The sequence below is a fragment of the Buttiauxella sp. WJP83 genome (assembly GCF_027594725.1).
Classification (GTDB): domain Bacteria; phylum Pseudomonadota; class Gammaproteobacteria; order Enterobacterales; family Enterobacteriaceae; genus Buttiauxella; species Buttiauxella selenatireducens.
Genome location: NZ_CP110080.1, coordinates 1,907,005 through 1,926,199 on the forward strand (window position 1 = coordinate 1,907,005; position 19,195 = coordinate 1,926,199).

Here is a 19,195-nt window from a genome sequence, read left to right on the forward strand (position 1 = left end):
CTCCGGGTCAAAATGAGGTTATCGCGTAGTACCTTACGACGGAACGAGAGCACCACTGTTTACAAATTTTGTTAATTTTTGTGAGTTTTGCGCAAACAAGGGACTTTGAAACGCTTCATGCAGGTGTATCGGGCTTATCGCCGGGCATTATTTCCAGTATAATAGCCCCCTTTTTTCAACTATATCTGACATAGAAAATAGTGGCCACCGTTGCAGTGTGCGGCTAATTTAAGGGATATCTCATGCGTACAGTATATTGCGGGCAGCTCAATCAATCCCATGTGGGACAACAAGTAACACTATGTGGTTGGGTCAATCGTCGTCGTGACCTCGGTAGCCTTATCTTTATTGATATGCGCGATCGCGAAGGCATCGTGCAGGTGTTTTTCGACCCGGACCGTCAGGACGCGTTCCAGCTTGCTTCCGAACTGCGTAATGAGTTCTGCATTCAAATCACCGGCACCGTTCGCCCGCGTGATGAGAAAAATATCAACAAAGATATGGCAACGGGTGCTGTGGAAGTTTTCGCAACCGATCTGACCATCATCAACCGCTCTGAAGCGCTGCCGCTGGATTCTAACCACGTCAACACTGAAGAAGCGCGTCTGAAATTCCGTTATCTGGACCTGCGTCGCCCGGAAATGGCGAATCGCCTGAAGACTCGCGCTAAAATCACCAGCTTCGTGCGTCGCTTTATGGATGACCAGGGTTTCCTGGATATCGAAACGCCAATGCTGACCAAAGCCACGCCAGAAGGCGCGCGTGACTATCTGGTACCGAGCCGTGTTCACAAAGGCAAATTCTACGCACTGCCGCAGTCTCCACAGCTGTTCAAGCAGTTGCTGATGATGTCAGGCTTTGATCGCTACTATCAGATTGTTAAATGCTTCCGCGACGAAGATTTGCGTGCAGACCGTCAGCCTGAATTTACTCAGATCGACGTCGAAACCTCTTTCATGACTGCACCGCAAGTGCGTGAAGTGATGGAAAAACTGGTTCGCGAACTGTGGCTCGATGTGAAAAACGTTGATTTGGGCGATTTCCCAATCATGACTTTCGCAGAAGCAGAGCGCCGTTACGGCTCTGACAAACCAGACCTGCGTAACCCAATGGAGCTGGTGGATGTTGCTGACCTGCTCAAAGACATCGAATTCAAAGTCTTCTCCGGCCCAGCAAACGATGCTAAAGGCCGTGTTGCGGCACTGCGTGTGCCGGGTGGCGCACAGATTAGCCGCAAACAGATTGACGACTACGGCAAGTTCATTGAGATTTACGGCGCGAAAGGGCTGGCATACATCAAAGTGAACGAACGTGCGAAAGGCATTGAAGGCATTACCAGCCCAGTGGCGAAGTTCCTGAATGCAGACATCGTAGAAGCCATTCTGGCCCGTACCGGCGCACAAGACGGCGACATGATTTTCTTCGGCGCAGACAACAAGAAAGTGGTTGCCGATGCACTTGGCGCACTGCGTCTCAAAATCGGTAAAGACCTGAGCATCACCAATGAAAATGCGTGGGCACCATTGTGGGTTATCGACTTCCCAATGTTTGAAGACAATGGCGAAGGCGGCCTGACCGCAATGCACCACCCGTTCACCGCGCCTAAAGATATGTCTCCAGAACAACTGGCGGCAGACCCGGAATCTGCGGTTGCTAACGCATACGACATGGTCATCAATGGCTACGAAGTGGGTGGCGGTTCTGTTCGTATTCACAACGGCCAGATGCAGCAGACTGTGTTTGGTATCCTGGGGATTACCGAAGAAGATCAACGTGAGAAGTTCGGCTTCCTGCTTGATGCCCTGAAGTACGGCACACCACCGCATGCAGGCCTGGCGTTTGGTCTGGACCGTCTGACCATGCTGCTGACCGGTACCGACAACATCCGTGATGTTATCGCATTCCCGAAAACAACCGCAGCGGCGTGTCTGATGACTGAAGCACCAAGCTTTGCTAACCCGCAGGCTCTGGCTGAGCTGGGTGTGGCAGTGATTAAAAAGGCTGAGAAAGAATAAATGGCCTTTAAGCGTCCCGTCTCAGTGTTAGTGGTTATTTTTGCACAAGATACCGGACGGGTGCTCATGTTACAGCGGCGCGACGATCCTGAATTCTGGCAGTCGGTTACCGGCAGTATAGAAGAGGGTGAAACCGCGCTGTATGCCGCGCAGCGTGAAGTAAAGGAAGAGGTCGATATAGATGTTGTCTCAGAGCAACTGACCTTGATGGACTGCCAACGTTGTGTGGAGTTTGAGATTTTTACACATTTGCGTCATCGCTATGCACCGGGGATTACGCGCAACACGGAATATTGGTTCTGTCTTGCGCTGCCTCACGAACGCCAGATAACCATTTCGGAACATCTGGCCTGGGAATGGGCGGACGCACAAGCTGCGGCGGCTATGACCAAATCGTGGAGCAACCGGCAAGCGATAGAAGAGTTTGTAATTTAACTTAATGAGTTTTCCCAAGAATTTTAGTTCTCAGGAAGGCGGCAAGACCGAGAGTCACCCTGAGCTGACTTGAGTCAGTGATGGGTCTGAGCGGGTGCCGCCAACGCACCTGAGAGCTAAAAGACGAAGGGAATTGGAGATAATTTTATGGCAGGTCATAGTAAGTGGGCCAACACGAAACACCGCAAAGCAGCACAAGATTCTAAACGCGGCAAAATCTTTACCAAAATCATTCGCGAGCTGGTCACAGCAGCCCGTCTGGGTGGCGGAGATCCAGGTTCTAACCCGCGTCTGCGTGCTGCGATTGATAAAGCATTATCCAACAACATGACGCGTGACACCTTAAACCGTGCCATTGCGCGTGGTGTGGGTGGTGATGAAGACACCAACATGGAAACCATCATTTATGAAGGTTACGGTCCTGGTGGTTCAGCGGTCATGGTTGAGTGCCTGAGCGACAACCGCAACCGTACCGTGGCTGAAGTGCGCCATGCGTTCAACAAATGTGGTGGGAACCTGGGGACAGACGGCTCTGTAGCCTATCTGTTCACCAAAAAAGGCGTTATCTCCTATGCACCGGGCAAAGATGAAGACACCGTGATGGAAGCCGCTCTTGAAGCCGGTGCCGAAGACGTTGTTTCTTACGACGATGGTGCAATTGACGTGTTTACTGCCTGGGAAGAAATGGGTGCTGTTCGTGACGCACTGGAAGCCGCAGGTCTGAAAGCCGACGAAGCAGAAATCTCCATGATCCCATCCACCAAAGCGGATATGGACGCGGAAACGGCACCGAAGCTGATGCGCCTTATCGACATGTTGGAAGACTGCGATGACGTGCAAGAGGTTTATCACAACGGTGAGATCTCTGACGAGGTTGCGGCAACTTTATAATGAAGTTGTCTGAAACCGTAAACCTGTTTATGGGCGACGCGTGATGGCAATTATTCTCGGCATCGATCCGGGGTCACGCGTTACCGGTTATGGCGTGATTCGTCAGACCGGTCGGCAGCTAACTTATTTGGGTAGTGGCTGTATTCGTACTCAGGTTACCGACTTACCCTCGCGTTTGAAGCTTATCTACGCGGGGGTGAGCGAAATCATCACCCAGTTCCAGCCTGAATATTTCGCTATCGAATCCGTATTTATGGCTAAGAATGCCGATTCTGCACTTAAACTCGGACAGGCTCGAGGTGCTGCAATTGTTGCAGCGGTAAACCATGATCTTCCCGTTTTTGAATACGCAGCCCGTCAGGTAAAACAGACGGTGGTCGGTATCGGAAGCGCGGAGAAAAGCCAGGTGCAACACATGGTGCGCACCTTGCTGAAACTCTCAGCCAACCCGCAGGCGGATGCGGCGGATGCGTTAGCGATTGCCATCACGCATTGCCATGTCACGCAAAACTCGATGCAAATGAGTGATTCGCGATTAAATTTATCGCGAGGGCGATTAAAATAAATAGGGCTGGATATTCATCCAGCCTTTTTTATATGATAGACAAAATTTTTAGCGCAACCGTAGGAGCAGTATTGTGATTGGACGACTCAGAGGCATCATTCTGGAAAAACAGCCGCCGCTGGTACTCATGGAAGTCGGTGGCGTAGGGTATGAAGTCCATATGCCAATGACCTGTTTCTATGAACTCCCAGAAATCGGTAAAGAGGCGATTGTCTTTACTCAATTTGTGGTGCGTGAAGACGCGCAATTGCTCTACGGTTTCAACAATAAACAAGAACGCACGCTGTTCCGCGAGCTGATTAAAGTGAATGGTGTGGGCCCGAAACTGGCGCTGGCGATCCTCTCTGGTATGTCTGCACAACAGTTTGTAAATGCTGTTGAACGTGAAGAAATCGGTTCGCTGGTCAAGCTGCCGGGCGTGGGTAAAAAGACCGCAGAACGCTTGATTGTCGAAATGAAAGACCGCTTTAAAGGAATGCATGGCGATCTGTTCACGCCTGCAACTGATCTCGTTCTGACAGCACCTGACAGCGGTGTAACAGATGATGCAGAAGCGGAAGCGGTTGCTGCACTGGTCTCGCTGGGCTATAAACCACAGGAAGCGAGTCGGATGATCAGCAAAGTAGGGCGTGCCGGTGCTGATTGTGAAACGCTGATTCGCGAAGCACTCCGCGCAGCACTTTGAAGTCCTTAGAGGTAGAGTAACGGATGATTGAAGCAGACCGTCTGGTATCGCCAGACACCATCACCCCGGACGAATTAATTGACCGAGCGATCCGCCCGCGTTTTCTGGCGGATTACGTCGGCCAACCGCAGGTGCGTTCGCAAATGGAGATTTTTATCCAGGCGGCAAAACTGCGTGGGGATGCGCTCGATCATCTGTTAATTTTCGGCCCGCCAGGGTTGGGTAAAACCACGCTTGCCAATATCGTGGCCAATGAAATGGGCGTAAACCTGCGCACCACATCCGGCCCGGTACTGGAAAAAGCCGGGGATTTGGCCGCGATGCTGACCAACCTCGAACCTCACGACGTGTTGTTTATTGATGAAATCCATCGCCTTTCACCTGTGGTAGAAGAAGTTCTCTATCCGGCGATGGAAGATTACCAACTCGATATCATGATTGGTGAAGGTCCGGCTGCACGCTCAATTAAAATTGACTTGCCTCCTTTCACTCTGATCGGCGCGACAACGCGCGCGGGCTCTCTGACTTCCCCTCTGCGTGACCGTTTCGGTATTGTTCAGCGTCTCGAGTTTTATCAGGTCGCTGATTTGCAGCACATTGTTGGTCGTAGTGCCAGCGTGCTGGGGCTTGAGATGAGCGAAGAGGGCGCGTTGGAAGTGGCCCGACGTGCGCGTGGTACACCGCGTATCGCCAACCGTTTATTGCGCCGTGTGCGTGATTTTGCGGAAGTGCGTCATGACGGTACCATCAGTGCGGACATCGCCTCGCAAGCGCTGGATATGCTGAATGTGGATACCGAAGGGTTCGATTATATGGACCGCAAATTGCTTCTGGCGGTGATTGATAAATTCCTTGGTGGCCCGGTTGGGCTGGATAACCTTGCCGCAGCTATCGGTGAGGAACGTGAAACTATTGAAGACGTTCTGGAACCTTTCTTGATCCAGCAGGGATTCTTACAGCGAACCCCGCGTGGACGTATTGCGACCCCAAGAGCCTGGACTCACTTCGGGATTGTGCCACCTGACGCCTAATCGGAGATGGCGCTGCTGCGCCATCCAGGGACATTAAGCGGCTTGCTTCTTAGCCATACTTAAAACAAACAAAACCGCCGAACTCAGCACCACTGAAGGCCCCGCAGGCGTGTCATAAAACGCCGAAAACGTCAGCCCGCCAGTCACAGAAAGCATCCCGATAAGCACCGCAAAACCCGCCATCTGCTCAGGCGTGCGCGCAAAACGACGCGCGGTCGCGGCCGGGATAATCAACAGCGAAGTTATAATCAAAGCTCCAACGAATTTCATCGCCACGCCGATAGTCAATGCTGTCACCAGCATCAGCAACATCTTCACCCGTTGAAGGTTAACGCCATCAACATGGGCAAGATCCGGGCTAATGGTCATCGATAACAGGTTGCGCCATTGCCAAAGCAGTACGCCAACGACCACAGCAACGCCAAGGCCGATAGAGATAATATCCGGCATGGTCACTGAGAGAAGATCGCCAAACAGATACGCCATCAAATCGACGCGCACATTAGACATCAAACTCACGACCACGAGGCCGAGCGATAACGCACTGTGCGCCATAATGCCTAACAAGGTATCCAGCGCCAGATGTGGACGCTTCTCAAGCCATACCAGGCCTAACGCAAGCAACAGCGTTACCGCAATGACGGCATAAAACGGATTAATATTAAGCAATAACCCGAACGCAACGCCTAACAAAGAGGCGTGGGCGAGGGTATCGCCAAAGTAGGACATCCGACGCCAGACGACAAACGAGCCAAGCGGGCCCGCAGCGCATGCAAGCAAAATCCCGGCAAGCCAGCCGGGTAACAACAATTCAATCATGACTGGCCGTTCCCTCTGCGCAGAACAATACGTCCGGTAAGATCGTGACGATGATTATGATGATGACGATAAATTCCTAGTTGCTCAGCCCCACGCTGGCCGAACATTGAAATGAATTCCGGATGCATCGATACCACTTCTGGCGTACCCGAGCAGCAAATATGATGGTTGAGACACAACACATCATCGGTTTTTGCCATCACTAAGTGCAGGTCGTGGGAAACCATCATTACCGCGCAGTCGAGTTCATGACGCAATTGATCAATCAGGTTATACAGCGCCAGTTGCCCATTAACATCAACGCCTTGCGTCGGTTCATCAAGTACCAATAATTGCGGTTGATTAAGTAACGCCCGCGCCAGCAGAACGCGTTGATTTTCGCCGCCGGACAGTTTTTGCATCGGGGCTTCAATCAAGTGAGCGGCCTGAACGCGTTTGAGTGCGGGTAAGATATCCGCTTTTTTTACGCCAGGGCGCAGACGCATAAAGCGGCTTACCGTAAGGGGCAGGGTGGCATCCAGATGCAACTTTTGTGGCACATAACCGATACGCAAATCGCGGTCTCGCTTGATAACACCTTCATCAGGTGCTACCAGACCGAGCACCACGCGAACCAGCGTTGATTTTCCTGCGCCGTTTGGACCCAGCAGCGTCAGAATTCGGCCAGGCTTGAGGTCGAGTGAAATATCAGACAGCACACGTCGTTGTCCGAAAGAAACAGAGATATTTTCCAGTGATACCAGATTTGTCATGACGATTTCAGGGGTTGCAGAAGTTAGCGGATGTTATAATATCACACATCCAATATTCATAACGATGATAAGTCGCATTATGTTACATAAAAACGCATTTCTTTGCGCAGCTTTAACAACTGCTTTGACGGCCGCTGCAGCCGTGCCCGCGCAGGCGGCGGTTGTTGCCTCTATCAAGCCATTAGGTTTTATTGCCGCCGCGATCGCAGACGGCGTCACGCCAACGGAAATTTTACTCCCAGATGGTGCCTCAGAGCATGATTATGCACTTCGTCCATCTGATGTAAAACGCTTACAAAGCGCGGACTTAGTCGTATGGGTGGGCCCAGAAATGGAAGCCTTCATGCAGAAGTCGGTAAATCAATTAGCTGAACAAAAACAAGTGCAACTAGCGGCTTTGCCGGGTGTGCAACCGTTGCTCATGAAAGGCGATGATGATGATGATCATGGGCATGAAGGACATGACCATTCAGACGAAAATAGTGACGCAAATCACCATCATGGTGAATACAACATGCATATTTGGCTCTCACCAGAGGTAGCGCGGCTGTCAGCGGTTGCAATCCACGATAAATTAGTGGAACTTATGCCCCAAAATAAGGCCAAACTTGACGCCAACTTGCAATCTTTCGAGTTAGGATTAGCCAACATCGATAAGCAAGTTGGTAGCGTGCTCGCGCCGCTCAAAGGTAAAGGGTATTTCGTTTTTCACGACGCTTATGGCTACTTTGAAAAACATTACGGTCTGACGCCGCTTGGCCATTTTACCGTGAACCCTGAAATCCAACCCGGTGCGCAGCGTTTACATGACATCAGAACACAGTTGGTTGAGCAAAAAGCCGTGTGCGTTTTTGCTGAACCACAATTCAGGCCAGCAGTGATCAATGCCGTTGCCCGTGGTACTAACGTCCGTTCCGGAACGCTGGACCCACTGGGGATTGAGGTTAAGCTCGGCAAAGACAGCTACATGCAGTTTTTGAACGGGCTTGCGAACCAATATGCGAGCTGCCTGAAAGGAGATTAATGAGGAAGTGAATACGTGCAACAGATAGCCCGCTCTGTCGCCCTGGCATTCGACAATTTGTCCCGGCCCCACCGCGTTATGCTGGGGTCTCTTACAGTTCTTACACTTGCGGTCGCTGTTTGGCGACCGTACGTCTATCATCCTGAAGCCAGCCCTGTTATCAAAACCATTGAGCTTGAGAAAAACGATATTCGTTCGTTACTTCCAGAAGCCAGTGAACCGTTAGACCAGTCTCCGGACGCAGAAGACGATACCATTCCCCAAGATGAGCTGGACGATAAAACCGCCGGTGAAAAGGGTGTCCATGAGTATGACGTCTCTACCGGAGATACGCTGAGCAGCATCCTAAACCAGTACGGCATTGATATGGGTGATATCAGCCAGCTTGCTGCCGTGGATAAAGACCTGCGTAACCTGAAAATCGGTCAGCAACTTTCCTGGACGTTAAATGACGATGGTGAGCTACAGCGTCTGACGTGGGAAATGTCACGCCGTGAAACACGCACCTACGATCGTTCAGGTAGTACCTTTAAGCTCAGCAGCGAAATGCAGCAAGGCGAATGGGTTAACAATGTCCTGAAAGGCACTGTCGGTAATAGTTTCGTGAGTAGTGCGAAAGACGCAGGATTAACCAGCGCGGAAATCAGCGGGGTTATCAAGGCCATGCAGTGGCAAATGGACTTCCGTAAACTGAAGAAAGGCGATCAGTTCGCCGTGCTGATGTCACGTGAAATGCTTGATGGTAAACGCGAGCAAAGCCATTTGGTCGGCGTGCGTCTGCGCAGTAGCGGTAAAGATTACTATGCTATTCGCGCAGAAGACGGCAAGTTCTACGACAGAAGCGGTTCAGGGCTGGCGAAAGGTTTTATGCGTTTCCCTACGGCCAAACAGTTCCGTATTTCGTCAAACTTTAACCCTCGTCGCCTTAACCCGGTAACGGGCCGCGTGGCACCGCATAAAGGTGTCGATTTTGCGATGCCGCAAGGTACTCCTGTGTTGGCCGTCGGTGATGGTGAAGTGGTGATGGCAAAACGTAGTGGTGCGGCAGGTTATTTTGTTGCTATCCGCCACGGACGTTCGTATACCACTCGTTACATGCATCTGAAGAAACTGTTAGTGACTCCGGGGCAGAAAGTGAAGCGCGGTGACCGTATCGCACTGTCAGGGAATACTGGCCGTTCTACCGGTCCACATTTGCATTATGAAGTGTGGGTCAACCAGCAAGCGGTGAATCCGTTGACGGCGAAACTGCCACGTACCGAAGGGCTGACAGGCTCGGATCGTAACGAATATCTGGCTCAGGTTCGTGAAGTCACACCACAGCTTAGCCTGAATTAATCCGACGCTGTGAACGAAGCCGGTACTCAGTGACCGGCTTTTTCTTTGTCTGAAAGGCATTACCCCGCTAAGATACTTACAAATTCATGTCATCAATGATTTGGTGCTGTACTGAGAATATGCATGGAAAAAGCAAAAAAAAGTCACAGTGAGTTCATTCCTGAATTTCAAAAGGCCTTCTTGCACCCGAAATTTTGGGGCGCCTGGCTAGGCGTTGGCGCTTTCGCAGGACTGGCCATGTTACCGCCGTCTCTTCGCGATCCTCTTTTGGGTAAAGTAGGACGTATTGCGGGACGCTTTGGTAAAAGTGCCCGCCGCCGCGCGCAAATTAACTTGCTGTATTGTTTCCCTGAGATGTCGGAAGCCGCTCGTGAAGCAGTTATCGACGAAATGTTTGCCACCGCCCCTCAGGCGATGGTGATGATGGCGGAGTTGGCGCTTAAAGATCCGAAAAAGGTCATGCAGCGCGTTGACTGGCACGGCAAAGAGATTATCGACGGGCTTAAGCAACGTGAAGAAAATGTGATTTTCCTGGTGCCGCACGGATGGGGAGTGGATATTCCCGCGATGTTACTTGCGTCGCAGGGGCAAAAAATGGCCGCCATGTTCCATAACCAGGGCAATCCATTATTTGACTACATGTGGAACACAGTACGTCGCCGTTTCGGTGGCCGGTTGCATGCGCGTAACGATGGAATTAAGCCGTTTATCAGCTCTGTGCGTCAGGGGTACTGGGGATATTATCTGCCAGATCAGGATCACGGTGCTGAACACAGCGAGTTCGTCGATTTCTTCGGAACGTATAAAGCGACGCTGCCCGCAATCGGTCGTTTGATGAAGGTAGCACGCGCACGAGTTGTGCCTTTGTTCCCGGTGTATAACAGCAAAACTCACCGTCTGGATATTCATATTCGTCCACCGATGGACGATTTAGTCGATGCGGACGACAACACCATTGCGCGCCGTATGAATGAAGAGGTCGAGATTTTGGTGGGGCCGAATCTGGAACAATACACCTGGATTTTAAAATTGCTCAAAACTCGCAAGGAAGGGGAGACTGAACCCTATCGCCGCAAAGAACTTTATCCGAAGAAATAAAAAAGGGGCCATTTGGCCCCTTTTTTCATACTGAGGTTGAATTACTCAACACACAGGATGCGCGTTGTGTTGGTTGTACCAATGGTACTCATCACATCGCCTTGGGTAACGATAACCAGATCACCAGAAATCAGGTAGCCTTTATCGCGCAGCAGATTGACCGCATCGTTTGCTGCAGCAACGCCATCGCTTGGGCTATCGAAATGCACTGGGGTCACACCACGGTACAACGAGGTGAGGTTCAGCGTACGCTCATGACGAGACATGGCGAAAATAGGCAAACCGGAGCTGATACGGGACGTCATCAACGCCGTGCGGCCTGATTCTGTCATGGTGATAATTGCAGTCACACCTTTCAGGTGGTTTGCCGCATACATGGCAGACATCGCAATCGCTTCTTCAACGTTGTCGAACTGCACGTCCAGACGGTGTTTAGAGACGTTGATGCTTGGGATTTTTTCAGCACCCAGGCAAACACGCGCCATCGCCGCAACGGTTTCAGCCGGGTATTGGCCCGCTGCTGTTTCCGCAGACAACATAACCGCATCAGTACCATCGAGAACGGCGTTTGCAACGTCCATCACTTCGGCGCGCGTTGGCATTGGGTTGGTGATCATCGACTCCATCATCTGAGTTGCTGTGATCACCGCGCGGTTCAGTTTACGGGCACGGCGAATCAGGGTCTTTTGAATACCGACCAACTCAGGATCGCCGATTTCAACACCCAGGTCACCACGAGCAACCATGACCACATCAGATGCCAGGATAACGTCGTCCATCGCCGCTTCGTCGCATACGGCTTCAGCACGTTCAACTTTTGCGACAATCTTCGCGTCACAACCCGCATCACGCGCCAGGCGGCGTGCGTAGTTCAGGTCTTCGCCACAACGCGGGAAGGATACGGCCAGGTAATCAACACCGATTTTAGCTGCGGTAATAATGTCGGCTTTGTCTTTATCGGTCAGTGCTTCGGCTGACAGGCCGCCACCCAGTTTGTTGATACCTTTGTTATTCGACAGCGGGCCACCCACGGTGACTTCGGTGAAGACTTTCATACCCTGAACGTCGAGGACTTTTAACTGCACACGACCATCATCAAGAAGCAGAATGTCACCTGTGACGACGTCAGCAGGCAGGCCTTTATAGTCGATACCCACTTTTTCTTTGTCGCCTTCACCTTTACCCAGGTTGGCATCAAGCAGGAATTTGTCACCGATATTCAGGAAAACTTTACCTTCTTTAAAGGTAGAGACGCGAATCTTTGGCCCTTGCAAATCGCCCAGAATAGCGACATGGCGACCCAGTTTCGCAGCAATCTCACGAACTTTATCAGCACGGATCTGATGATCTTCTGCGGTGCCGTGGGAAAAGTTCATACGCACCACGTTTGCGCCAGCTGCAATAATCTTTTCCAGATTATTGTCGCGATCGGTAGCCGGGCCTAAGGTGGTAACGATTTTGGTTCTACGTAGCCGTCTGGACATGTATTACTCCGTTGACTGAAACAACTTTGGTGTTGCGTTAACAAAAGATTCGGTAAATCGGAATGCGTGGAAAAACGCAATGCAACAACTTAACCGAATGACCTAAAAAGTTACAGCTTTGTTATAAAATCTTACGTGCTTTCGCCAGAGACGAACATTCCCTTATCAAAACGCGATTCCTTGAGCGCTTCTTTGACTCGCTTCAAGTTATCTCTGAATTTCGCGCCGCGGCGTAAAGTAAAACCGGTCGCCAGTACGTCAATCACCGTCAATTGAGCCAGGCGGGACACCATCGGCATATAAATGTCGGTATCTTCCGGTACGTCCAGCAGCAAGGAGAGGGTTGCCTCGCGAGCCAGTGGAGAACCCTCTGAGGTGATTGCCAGCACAATGGCATCGTTTTCACGCGCCAGTTGCGCCAGCTCAACCAGATTTTTTGTGCGTCCGGTATGTGAAATCAGCACGACTACGTCTTCTTCACTGCAATTCATGCAGCTCATACGTTGTAAAACGACATCGTCGGAATAGATAACCGGCACATTAAAACGAAAGAATTTATTCATCGCATCATGTGCGACGGCGGCTGAAGAACCCAAACCAAAGAACGCTATTTTCTTGGCTTGCGTGAGCAAATCCACGGCGCGATTGACTGCAGCCATATCCAGTGATTGCCGCACCTGGTCAAGGCTTGCCATGGCAGATTCGAAGATTTTCCCGGTATACGCCTCAACGCTATCGTCTTCGTCAACATTCCGGTTTACATAAGGAGTGCCATTCGCCAGACTTTGCGCTAAATGTAATTTAAAATCCGGGAAGCCTTTCGTTTCAAGGCGGCGGCAAAAGCGGTTGACTGTCGGTTCGCTCACTTCAGCAATGCGGGCGAGAGTGGCGATGCTTGAATGAATGGCATCTTGCGGTGCGGTTATAATCACTTCTGCGACTTTACGTTCTGATTTGCTAAGGTGTTCCAGTTGGGACTGGATTTTGTCCAGCATATTCATAGGTGTCCGACACTCATGGATTTTGTCGATTTCTATAAAAGGAGAAATCGTGGCACGATTTAGCAAGAATATACGCCTGCCCTTCAGTGAAGGGGCAAGTTAATCGGTGTAATGATGTTGTTTTTTTTCATTACATGATCAGTGTCTAACTTTAGATATGTTCACCATCAACCATTAAACGTCATAAAATTCGGTTTAATCGTGGGAATAAGGCACTGATGAGCAAATTTCGCCCACTAATGCGATCAAATAATGGGCAAAGGTTTACCTGCATTCATTAAAAGCAGTACATTGCTCTGTAATAAAATTACAAGAGAATCTGGTACAAAATACCTGAATCGAGGAGATAAGACATGGCGGTAACACAGACAGCTCAGGCATGTGACCTGGTGATTTTCGGTGCAAAAGGCGACCTTGCGCGTCGGAAACTGCTGCCATCCCTATATCAGTTGGAAAAGGCGGGGCAGATCCACCCAGATACACGTATCCTGGGCGTGGGCCGCGCAGAGTGGGATAAAGAGGCGTATACCAAAGTGGTGCGTGAGGCGATCGAAACCTTTATGAAGGAAAAGATCGACGAAAGCCTCTGGGATAAATTGAGCGGACGTCTTGATTTTTGCAACCTGGATGTCAATGACACAGCAGCATTTACCCGTCTCGGTAAGATGCTCGATCAGCAAAACCGCGTCACTATCAACTACTTTGCAATGCCGCCAAGTACTTTTGGCGCAATCTGTAAAGGTTTGGGTAAGGCGAAACTCAATGCCAAACCTGCTCGCGTAGTGATGGAAAAACCCCTTGGCACCTCGCTTGTCACCTCTCAGCAAATCAACGACCAGGTCGGTGAATACTTTGAAGAGTGCCAGGTCTACCGTATCGACCACTATTTAGGCAAAGAAACGGTACTGAACTTGCTGGCGCTGCGTTTTGCTAACTCCCTGTTTGCGAATAATTGGGATAACAAAACAATCGACCACGTAGAAATCACGGTTGCTGAAGAAGTCGGTATTGAAGGGCGTTGGGGTTACTTTGATCAAGCCGGGCAGATGCGCGACATGATTCAAAACCACTTGCTGCAAATCCTGTGCATGATTGCCATGTCACCGCCGTCAGACCTTACGGCCGACCATATCCGCGACGAAAAAGTGAAAGTTCTGCAATCACTACGTCGCATCGATCGCAGCAATGTGCGTGAGAAAACAGTTCGTGGCCAGTACACATCAGGTTTTGTGCAGGGTAAAAAAGTCCCTGGCTATCTGGAAGAAGAGGGCGCGAACAAATCCAGCGGTACCGAAACGTTTGTGGCTATCCGCGTGGATATCGACAACTGGCGTTGGGCTGGCGTGCCGTTCTACCTGCGTACGGGGAAACGTCTGCCAACCAAATGCTCTGAAGTCGTGGTCTACTTCAAGAGCCCGGCGTTGAACCTGTTTAAAGATTCCTGGCAAGATTTGCCGCAGAACAAACTCACCATTCGTCTGCAGCCAGATGAAGGCGTGGATATTCAGGTGCTCAACAAAGTGCCAGGACTTGATCACAAGCACAACCTGCAAACCACCAAACTGGATCTGAGCTACTCCGAAACCTTCAACGAGTCTCATCTGGCAGATGCGTACGAGCGCCTGCTGCTGGAAACCATGCGGGGTATTCAGGCACTGTTCGTGCGTCGCGATGAAGTCGAAGAAGCGTGGAAGTGGGTCGACTCAATCACGGAAGCGTGGGCTGCTGATAACGATGCGCCTAAACCTTACCAGGCAGGTACCTGGGGGCCGGTAGCATCGGTGGCGATGATTACGCGTGATGGGCGTTCATGGAACGAGTTCGAGTAATACCCGTCGCCCTTCAAGTTGCAGGTGTGTTGGCTGCTCTCACTCACCCGAATCACTTACTAATGTAAGCTCATCGGGATTTGTTCGTTTGCCGCCTTCCTGCAACTCGAAGATGCTCGGGTATTAAAATGGTCAGGTTTCGTAAATAACGTGTAACAAAGAATTTGTATTTTACCGGTAACATGATCTAACACCAAAGAGGTGTAATTTTTTTAATATAAAAGCCCTGACTGGATTCACCAGCGGGGCTTTTTTATTTACACTAGCTGAAGCGATTTTGCCCTGATGGTGCGGATAGCCGCCTCACACAACGAAAATGAGCCGGTAATGTCGACCACCTGCCCAAAGCGACGGCAGCCACTTTAAAGAGGATCTGTTATGAATCCAATTTTGTTACGCGTAACAAAACGTATCGTTGAACGCTCTCTCCAGACCCGCGAAAACTATCTGGCCCGCATCGAAAAAGCGAAGTCCAACACCGTCCATCGTTCTGAGTTGGCGTGCGGGAATTTGGCTCATGGTTTTGCGGCTTGCCAGCCGGATGATAAAGCTGCGCTGAAGAGCATGTTGCGTAACAACATTGCGATCATTACCTCCTATAACGACATGCTTTCAGCTCATCAACCGTATGAGTATTACCCTGACCAGATCCGTAAAGCGCTGCATTCTGTTGGTGCTGTTGGTCAGGTTGCGGGCGGCGTGCCAGCCATGTGCGATGGCGTGACTCAAGGCCAGGATGGTATGGAATTGTCACTGCTCAGCCGCGAAGTTATCGCGATGTCTACGGCGATTGGTCTGTCACACAATATGTTCGACGGCGCGCTGTACCTTGGCGTATGCGACAAAATCGTCCCGGGTTTGACCATGGCTGCACTCTCATTTGGCCATTTACCTGCAGTATTTGTACCGTCAGGCCCAATGGCCAGCGGTTTAGCGAATAAAGAGAAAGTACGTATTCGCCAGCTTTATGCTGAAGGCAAAGTAGACCGTCTGGCATTACTCGAGTCTGAGGCTGCGTCTTATCATGCGCCAGGTACCTGTACATTTTACGGTACCGCCAACACCAACCAAATGGTGGTTGAGTTCATGGGGATGCAGTTGCCGGGCTCTTCATTCGTTCATCCAGATGCCCCATTGCGTCATGAGTTAACGGCGGCCGCGGCGCGCCAGGTGACACGTCTTACCGGTAATGGCAACGAGTGGATGCCTATCGGCAAAATGATTGACGAAAAAGTGGTCGTCAACGGGATTGTTGCTCTGCTGGCGACCGGTGGTTCCACTAACCACACCATGCATCTGGTCGCGATGGCGCGTGCGGCGGGTATCATCATTAACTGGGATGATTTCTCTGATCTTTCTGATGTTGTGCCGTTACTGGCGCGTTTGTACCCGAATGGTCCGGCTGACATCAACCACTTCCAGGCGGCGGGCGGTGTGCCTGTGCTGATGCGCGAATTGCTCAAGGGCGGTTTACTGCATGAAGATGTCAATACCGTCGCGGGTTATGGTCTGCATCATTACACCATGGAACCGTGGCTGGATAACGGGCAGCTTGCGTGGCGTGAAGGTGCGACAACGGCACTGGATACCGATGTTATCGCGGCCTTTGAAAAACCTTTCTCTAAACACGGCGGCACCAAAGTGCTGAGCGGTAATCTCGGTCGCGCCGTCATGAAAACGTCTGCGATCCCGGTGGAAAACCAAATTGTTGAAGCGCCAGCGGTCATCTTTGAAAGCCAGCATGATGTTTTACCTGCGTTTGAAGCGGGACTTCTTGACCGTGATTGCGTGGTGGTTGTACGTCATCAAGGGCCAAAAGCGAATGGCATGCCAGAATTACATAAACTTATGCCGCCACTTGGGGTATTATTGGACCGCTGTTTCAAAATTGCGTTGGTCACTGATGGACGGCTATCGGGCGCGTCAGGCAAGGTGCCCTCTGCCATCCATGTTACCCCAGAAGCTTATGATGGTGGGCTGCTGGCAAAAGTCCGCGATGGCGATATGATTCGCGTCAACGGTCAAACGGGTGAACTGACATTGCTGGTCGATGATGCCGAGTTGGAAAAACGCACTGCATACCATCCCGATCTCAGCGCGGATCGCGTTGGAACCGGGCGTGAATTATTTAGCGCGTTACGCGAACAGTTATCTGGCGCGGAACAGGGCGCGACCTGCATTAAATTTTAAGGACCAGATGCAGCAACTGCTGCACTGGAAATGAATGATAAAGTTGGTTGAAGAGGCTTTTAGATGAAAAATTGGAAAACTACTGCGGAACAGATCCTGAAAACAGGGCCAGTCGTTCCGGTTATCGTAGTAAACAAACTGGAACACGCAGTACCAATGGCTAAAGCATTAGTGGCTGGCGGCGTACGCGTTCTGGAAGTGACTCTGCGTACTCCATGTGCAATGGATGCTATCCGTGCTATCGCGAAAGAAGTACCAGAAGCGATTATCGGTGCGGGTACTGTTCTGAACCCACAACAACTGGCAGAAGTGACCGAAGCTGGCGCGCAGTTTGCTATCAGCCCAGGCCTGACTGAGCCGTTGCTGAAAGCAGCAACTGAAGGCACCATCCCATTAATCCCGGGTATCAGTACTGTTTCTGAACTGATGCTGGGTCTGGACTACGGCTTGAAAGAATTCAAATTCTTCCCGGCTGAAGCGAACGGCGGCACCAAAGCGCTACAAGCTATCGCAGGTCCATTCTCTCAGGTTCGTTTCTGCCCAACTGGCGGTATCTCTCCGGCCAACTACCGTGACTATCTGGCGCTGAAAAGCGTTCTGTGTATCGGTGGTTCATGGTTGGTTCCGGCTGATGCGCTGGAAGCGGGTGATTACGACAGAATCACCCAGCTTGCTCGCGAAGCCGTTGAAGGTGCAAAACTGTAATATGAAACGGCTCCCTGTAAAGGGAGCGTTTTTTTTACCCTTTAACGCTCACGGCTTTGGTTGCCGCAATGGCTCGCGCAATGGCATCTTCCACGCTCGTTCCTGTTGCCAGAGTGACACCCATACGACGTTTGCCGTTTATCTCCGGTTTGCCAAACAGACGCACCTGCAAGCCTGCACCGAGTGCTGCCCCCACGTTGCCGTACTGCACATTATCGCTGGTTAATTCTGGAAGGATCACCGCAGACGCAGCAGGACCATACTGGCGGATATCGCCAACCGGCAAGCCGAGGAAGGCACGCACATGCAAGGCGAACTCTGACAGATCCTGAGAAATCAGTGTCACCATGCCGGTATCGTGTGGGCGAGGGGAGACTTCGCTGAAAATAACCTCATCACCGCAAACGAATAGTTCAACGCCAAATAGCCCATAACCCCCTAGCGCGTTCACCACTTTCTCGGCGATTTCTTGCGCACGAGCGAGGGCGATATCGCTCATTTTCTGCGGCTGCCAGGATTCACGATAGTCACCGTCTTCCTGGCGATGACCAATCGGGGCACAAAAATGTACGCCATCGATTGCGCTGATGGTCAAGAGCGTGATTTCAAAATCAAAATTTACCACGCCTTCAACTATCACACGCCCTTTACCGGCACGGCCGCCAAGTTGCGCGTACTCCCAGGCTTGGGTTAACTGATCGGCGGTGCGGATAAAGCTTTGCCCTTTACCGGAAGAACTCATTACGGGTTTCACGATACAAGGCAGGCCAATCTCTTCGACGGCTTGTAAGAACCCGGTTTCGGTATCGGCAAAACGATAACTGGAGGTAGGAATCGCCAGTTCTTCTGCCGCCAGACGGCGAATGCCTTCGCGGTTCATGGTGAGTTGGGTGGCCCTTGCACACGGCACGACGTTCTGGCCTTGCTTCTCAAGCTCAACCAGCATGTCTGTGGCAATGGCTTCAATTTCGGGAACAATAAAATCGGGCATTTCTGCGGCAACTAGCTTTTTAAGCTCGGCACCATCCAGCATATTGATGACATGGCTACGGTGCGCGACATGCATCGCTGGGGCATCGGCGTAACGATCAACTGCTATGACTTCCAAACCCAGGCGCTGGCACTCAATGGCCACTTCTTTTCCTAATTCGCCTGAACCCAACAACATGACACGAGTAGCTGAAGGACGAAGCGCTGTTCCCAACATTGACATAATCTGTATACCCAAACGGAGAAAATAGACCGCAGAATTATAAACGAAAACGTTTGCGTACGCAGCGACTTTCCCACTTGCGATGAAAGGGTAATATTATTATACTGTTTAAATAAACAG

At 51.0% G+C, this 19,195-nt stretch carries 17 protein-coding genes; 12 read left to right on the forward strand and 5 right to left on the reverse strand.

Going from position 1 to position 19,195, the window contains the following annotated elements; translation table 11 throughout:
• Nucleotides 1-242: 242 nt before the first annotated feature.
• The 6 genes from aspS (at nucleotide 243) to ruvB (ending at nucleotide 5,622) form a co-directional block, all read left to right on the forward strand.
• Nucleotides 243-2,015, forward strand: coding sequence for an aspartate--tRNA ligase (gene aspS, locus OH773_RS08815; protein ID WP_270144909.1), 1,773 nt, complete (start codon nucleotides 243-245; stop codon nucleotides 2,013-2,015).
• Entirely contained in the window at nucleotides 2,016-2,450 is a 435-nt protein-coding gene (gene nudB / locus OH773_RS08820; RefSeq protein ID WP_270144911.1) for a dihydroneopterin triphosphate diphosphatase, read from the forward strand.
• A 147-nt stretch (nucleotides 2,451-2,597) separates the two neighbouring features.
• The gene (locus tag OH773_RS08825; RefSeq protein ID WP_034496310.1) at nucleotides 2,598-3,341 is read left to right on the forward strand and encodes a YebC/PmpR family DNA-binding transcriptional regulator; all 744 of its coding nucleotides are present in this window, start codon (nucleotides 2,598-2,600) and stop codon (nucleotides 3,339-3,341) included.
• Nucleotides 3,342-3,384: 43 nt separating this feature from the next.
• On the forward strand, nucleotides 3,385-3,906 hold the full coding sequence (ruvC, locus tag OH773_RS08830; protein ID WP_270145773.1) for a crossover junction endodeoxyribonuclease RuvC: 522 nt from the start codon (nucleotides 3,385-3,387) through the stop codon (nucleotides 3,904-3,906).
• Nucleotides 3,907-3,979: 73 nt separating this feature from the next.
• Nucleotides 3,980-4,591: a Holliday junction branch migration protein RuvA gene (ruvA, locus tag OH773_RS08835; RefSeq protein WP_270144916.1), complete on the forward strand. Its 612-nt coding sequence runs from the start codon at nucleotides 3,980-3,982 to the stop codon at nucleotides 4,589-4,591.
• Nucleotides 4,592-4,614: 23 nt separating this feature from the next.
• The gene (gene ruvB, locus OH773_RS08840; protein WP_270144918.1) at nucleotides 4,615-5,622 is read left to right on the forward strand and encodes a Holliday junction branch migration DNA helicase RuvB; all 1,008 of its coding nucleotides are present in this window, start codon (nucleotides 4,615-4,617) and stop codon (nucleotides 5,620-5,622) included.
• Between the two features lie 33 nt (nucleotides 5,623-5,655).
• On the opposite strand, the gene znuB is transcribed toward ruvB, so the two are convergent.
• Together znuB and znuC are read right to left on the reverse strand one after the other, a co-directional pair.
• Entirely contained in the window at nucleotides 5,656-6,441 is a 786-nt protein-coding gene (gene znuB / locus OH773_RS08845; protein WP_183269571.1) for a zinc ABC transporter permease subunit ZnuB, read from the reverse strand.
• The gene (znuC, locus tag OH773_RS08850) at nucleotides 6,438-7,193 is read right to left on the reverse strand and encodes a zinc ABC transporter ATP-binding protein ZnuC (protein WP_270144921.1); all 756 of its coding nucleotides are present in this window, start codon (nucleotides 7,191-7,193) and stop codon (nucleotides 6,438-6,440) included. The genes znuB and znuC overlap by 4 nt, the downstream gene beginning before the upstream one ends.
• 79 nt (nucleotides 7,194-7,272) lie before the next feature.
• Here znuC and znuA point away from each other — a divergent pair, with 79 nt between their 5' ends.
• The 3 genes from znuA (at nucleotide 7,273) to lpxM (ending at nucleotide 10,653) form a co-directional block, all read left to right on the forward strand.
• Nucleotides 7,273-8,217 (forward strand): zinc ABC transporter substrate-binding protein ZnuA, encoded by a 945-nt coding sequence (znuA, locus tag OH773_RS08855; RefSeq protein WP_183269569.1) that lies wholly within the window; start codon nucleotides 7,273-7,275, stop codon nucleotides 8,215-8,217.
• A 15-nt stretch (nucleotides 8,218-8,232) separates the two neighbouring features.
• Nucleotides 8,233-9,555: a murein DD-endopeptidase MepM gene (mepM, locus tag OH773_RS08860; protein WP_270144924.1), complete on the forward strand. Its 1,323-nt coding sequence runs from the start codon at nucleotides 8,233-8,235 to the stop codon at nucleotides 9,553-9,555.
• Nucleotides 9,556-9,678: 123 nt separating this feature from the next.
• A complete protein-coding gene (lpxM, locus tag OH773_RS08865; protein WP_270144927.1) occupies nucleotides 9,679-10,653 on the forward strand; it encodes a lauroyl-Kdo(2)-lipid IV(A) myristoyltransferase in 975 nt (324 codons plus the stop codon).
• A 41-nt stretch (nucleotides 10,654-10,694) separates the two neighbouring features.
• Here lpxM and pyk read toward each other — a convergent pair whose 3' ends face one another.
• Both pyk and OH773_RS08875 read right to left on the reverse strand, forming a co-directional pair.
• Entirely contained in the window at nucleotides 10,695-12,137 is a 1,443-nt protein-coding gene (pyk, locus tag OH773_RS08870) for a pyruvate kinase (RefSeq protein WP_183269566.1), read from the reverse strand.
• A 131-nt stretch (nucleotides 12,138-12,268) separates the two neighbouring features.
• Nucleotides 12,269-13,138, reverse strand: coding sequence for a MurR/RpiR family transcriptional regulator (locus tag OH773_RS08875; protein ID WP_270144929.1), 870 nt, complete (start codon nucleotides 13,136-13,138; stop codon nucleotides 12,269-12,271).
• Between the two features lie 353 nt (nucleotides 13,139-13,491).
• Between OH773_RS08875 and zwf the strand changes: the two genes are divergently transcribed.
• From zwf to kdgA, 3 genes are all read left to right on the forward strand, one after another.
• Complete coding sequence (gene zwf, locus OH773_RS08880) at nucleotides 13,492-14,967, forward strand: glucose-6-phosphate dehydrogenase (protein WP_270144931.1); 1,476 nt, start codon at nucleotides 13,492-13,494, stop codon at nucleotides 14,965-14,967.
• Nucleotides 14,968-15,345: 378 nt separating this feature from the next.
• A complete protein-coding gene (gene edd / locus OH773_RS08885) occupies nucleotides 15,346-17,157 on the forward strand; it encodes a phosphogluconate dehydratase (protein WP_270144933.1) in 1,812 nt (603 codons plus the stop codon).
• A gap of 63 nt (nucleotides 17,158-17,220) precedes the next feature.
• Nucleotides 17,221-17,862, forward strand: a complete 642-nt coding sequence (gene kdgA, locus OH773_RS08890) for a bifunctional 4-hydroxy-2-oxoglutarate aldolase/2-dehydro-3-deoxy-phosphogluconate aldolase (RefSeq protein ID WP_270144935.1) — start codon at nucleotides 17,221-17,223, stop codon at nucleotides 17,860-17,862.
• Between the two features lie 34 nt (nucleotides 17,863-17,896).
• Here kdgA and purT read toward each other — a convergent pair whose 3' ends face one another.
• Complete coding sequence (gene purT, locus OH773_RS08895; protein ID WP_270144938.1) at nucleotides 17,897-19,075, reverse strand: formate-dependent phosphoribosylglycinamide formyltransferase; 1,179 nt, start codon at nucleotides 19,073-19,075, stop codon at nucleotides 17,897-17,899.
• Nucleotides 19,076-19,195 lie beyond the last annotated feature (120 nt).

Excerpts from the sequence above, each read along its gene's own strand:
- aspS (WP_270144909.1), top strand. The coding sequence starts at position 243 with ATGCGTACAGTATATTGCGGGCAGCTCAATCAATCCCATGTGGGACAA.
- nudB (WP_270144911.1), top strand. The coding sequence starts at position 2,016 with ATGGCCTTTAAGCGTCCCGTCTCAGTGTTAGTGGTTATTTTTGCACAA.
- OH773_RS08825 (WP_034496310.1), top strand. The coding sequence starts at position 2,598 with ATGGCAGGTCATAGTAAGTGGGCCAACACGAAACACCGCAAAGCAGCA.
- ruvC (WP_270145773.1), top strand. The coding sequence starts at position 3,385 with ATGGCAATTATTCTCGGCATCGATCCGGGGTCACGCGTTACCGGTTAT.
- ruvB (WP_270144918.1), top strand. The coding sequence starts at position 4,615 with ATGATTGAAGCAGACCGTCTGGTATCGCCAGACACCATCACCCCGGAC.
- znuB (WP_183269571.1), bottom strand. The coding sequence starts at position 6,441 with ATGATTGAATTGTTGTTACCCGGCTGGCTTGCCGGGATTTTGCTTGCA.
- znuC (WP_270144921.1), bottom strand. The coding sequence starts at position 7,193 with ATGACAAATCTGGTATCACTGGAAAATATCTCTGTTTCTTTCGGACAA.
- znuA (WP_183269569.1), top strand. The coding sequence starts at position 7,273 with ATGTTACATAAAAACGCATTTCTTTGCGCAGCTTTAACAACTGCTTTG.
- lpxM (WP_270144927.1), top strand. The coding sequence starts at position 9,679 with ATGGAAAAAGCAAAAAAAAGTCACAGTGAGTTCATTCCTGAATTTCAA.
- pyk (WP_183269566.1), bottom strand. The coding sequence starts at position 12,137 with ATGTCCAGACGGCTACGTAGAACCAAAATCGTTACCACCTTAGGCCCG.
- OH773_RS08875 (WP_270144929.1), bottom strand. The coding sequence starts at position 13,138 with ATGAATATGCTGGACAAAATCCAGTCCCAACTGGAACACCTTAGCAAA.
- zwf (WP_270144931.1), top strand. The coding sequence starts at position 13,492 with ATGGCGGTAACACAGACAGCTCAGGCATGTGACCTGGTGATTTTCGGT.
- edd (WP_270144933.1), top strand. The coding sequence starts at position 15,346 with ATGAATCCAATTTTGTTACGCGTAACAAAACGTATCGTTGAACGCTCT.
- kdgA (WP_270144935.1), top strand. The coding sequence starts at position 17,221 with ATGAAAAATTGGAAAACTACTGCGGAACAGATCCTGAAAACAGGGCCA.
- purT (WP_270144938.1), bottom strand. The coding sequence starts at position 19,075 with ATGTCAATGTTGGGAACAGCGCTTCGTCCTTCAGCTACTCGTGTCATG.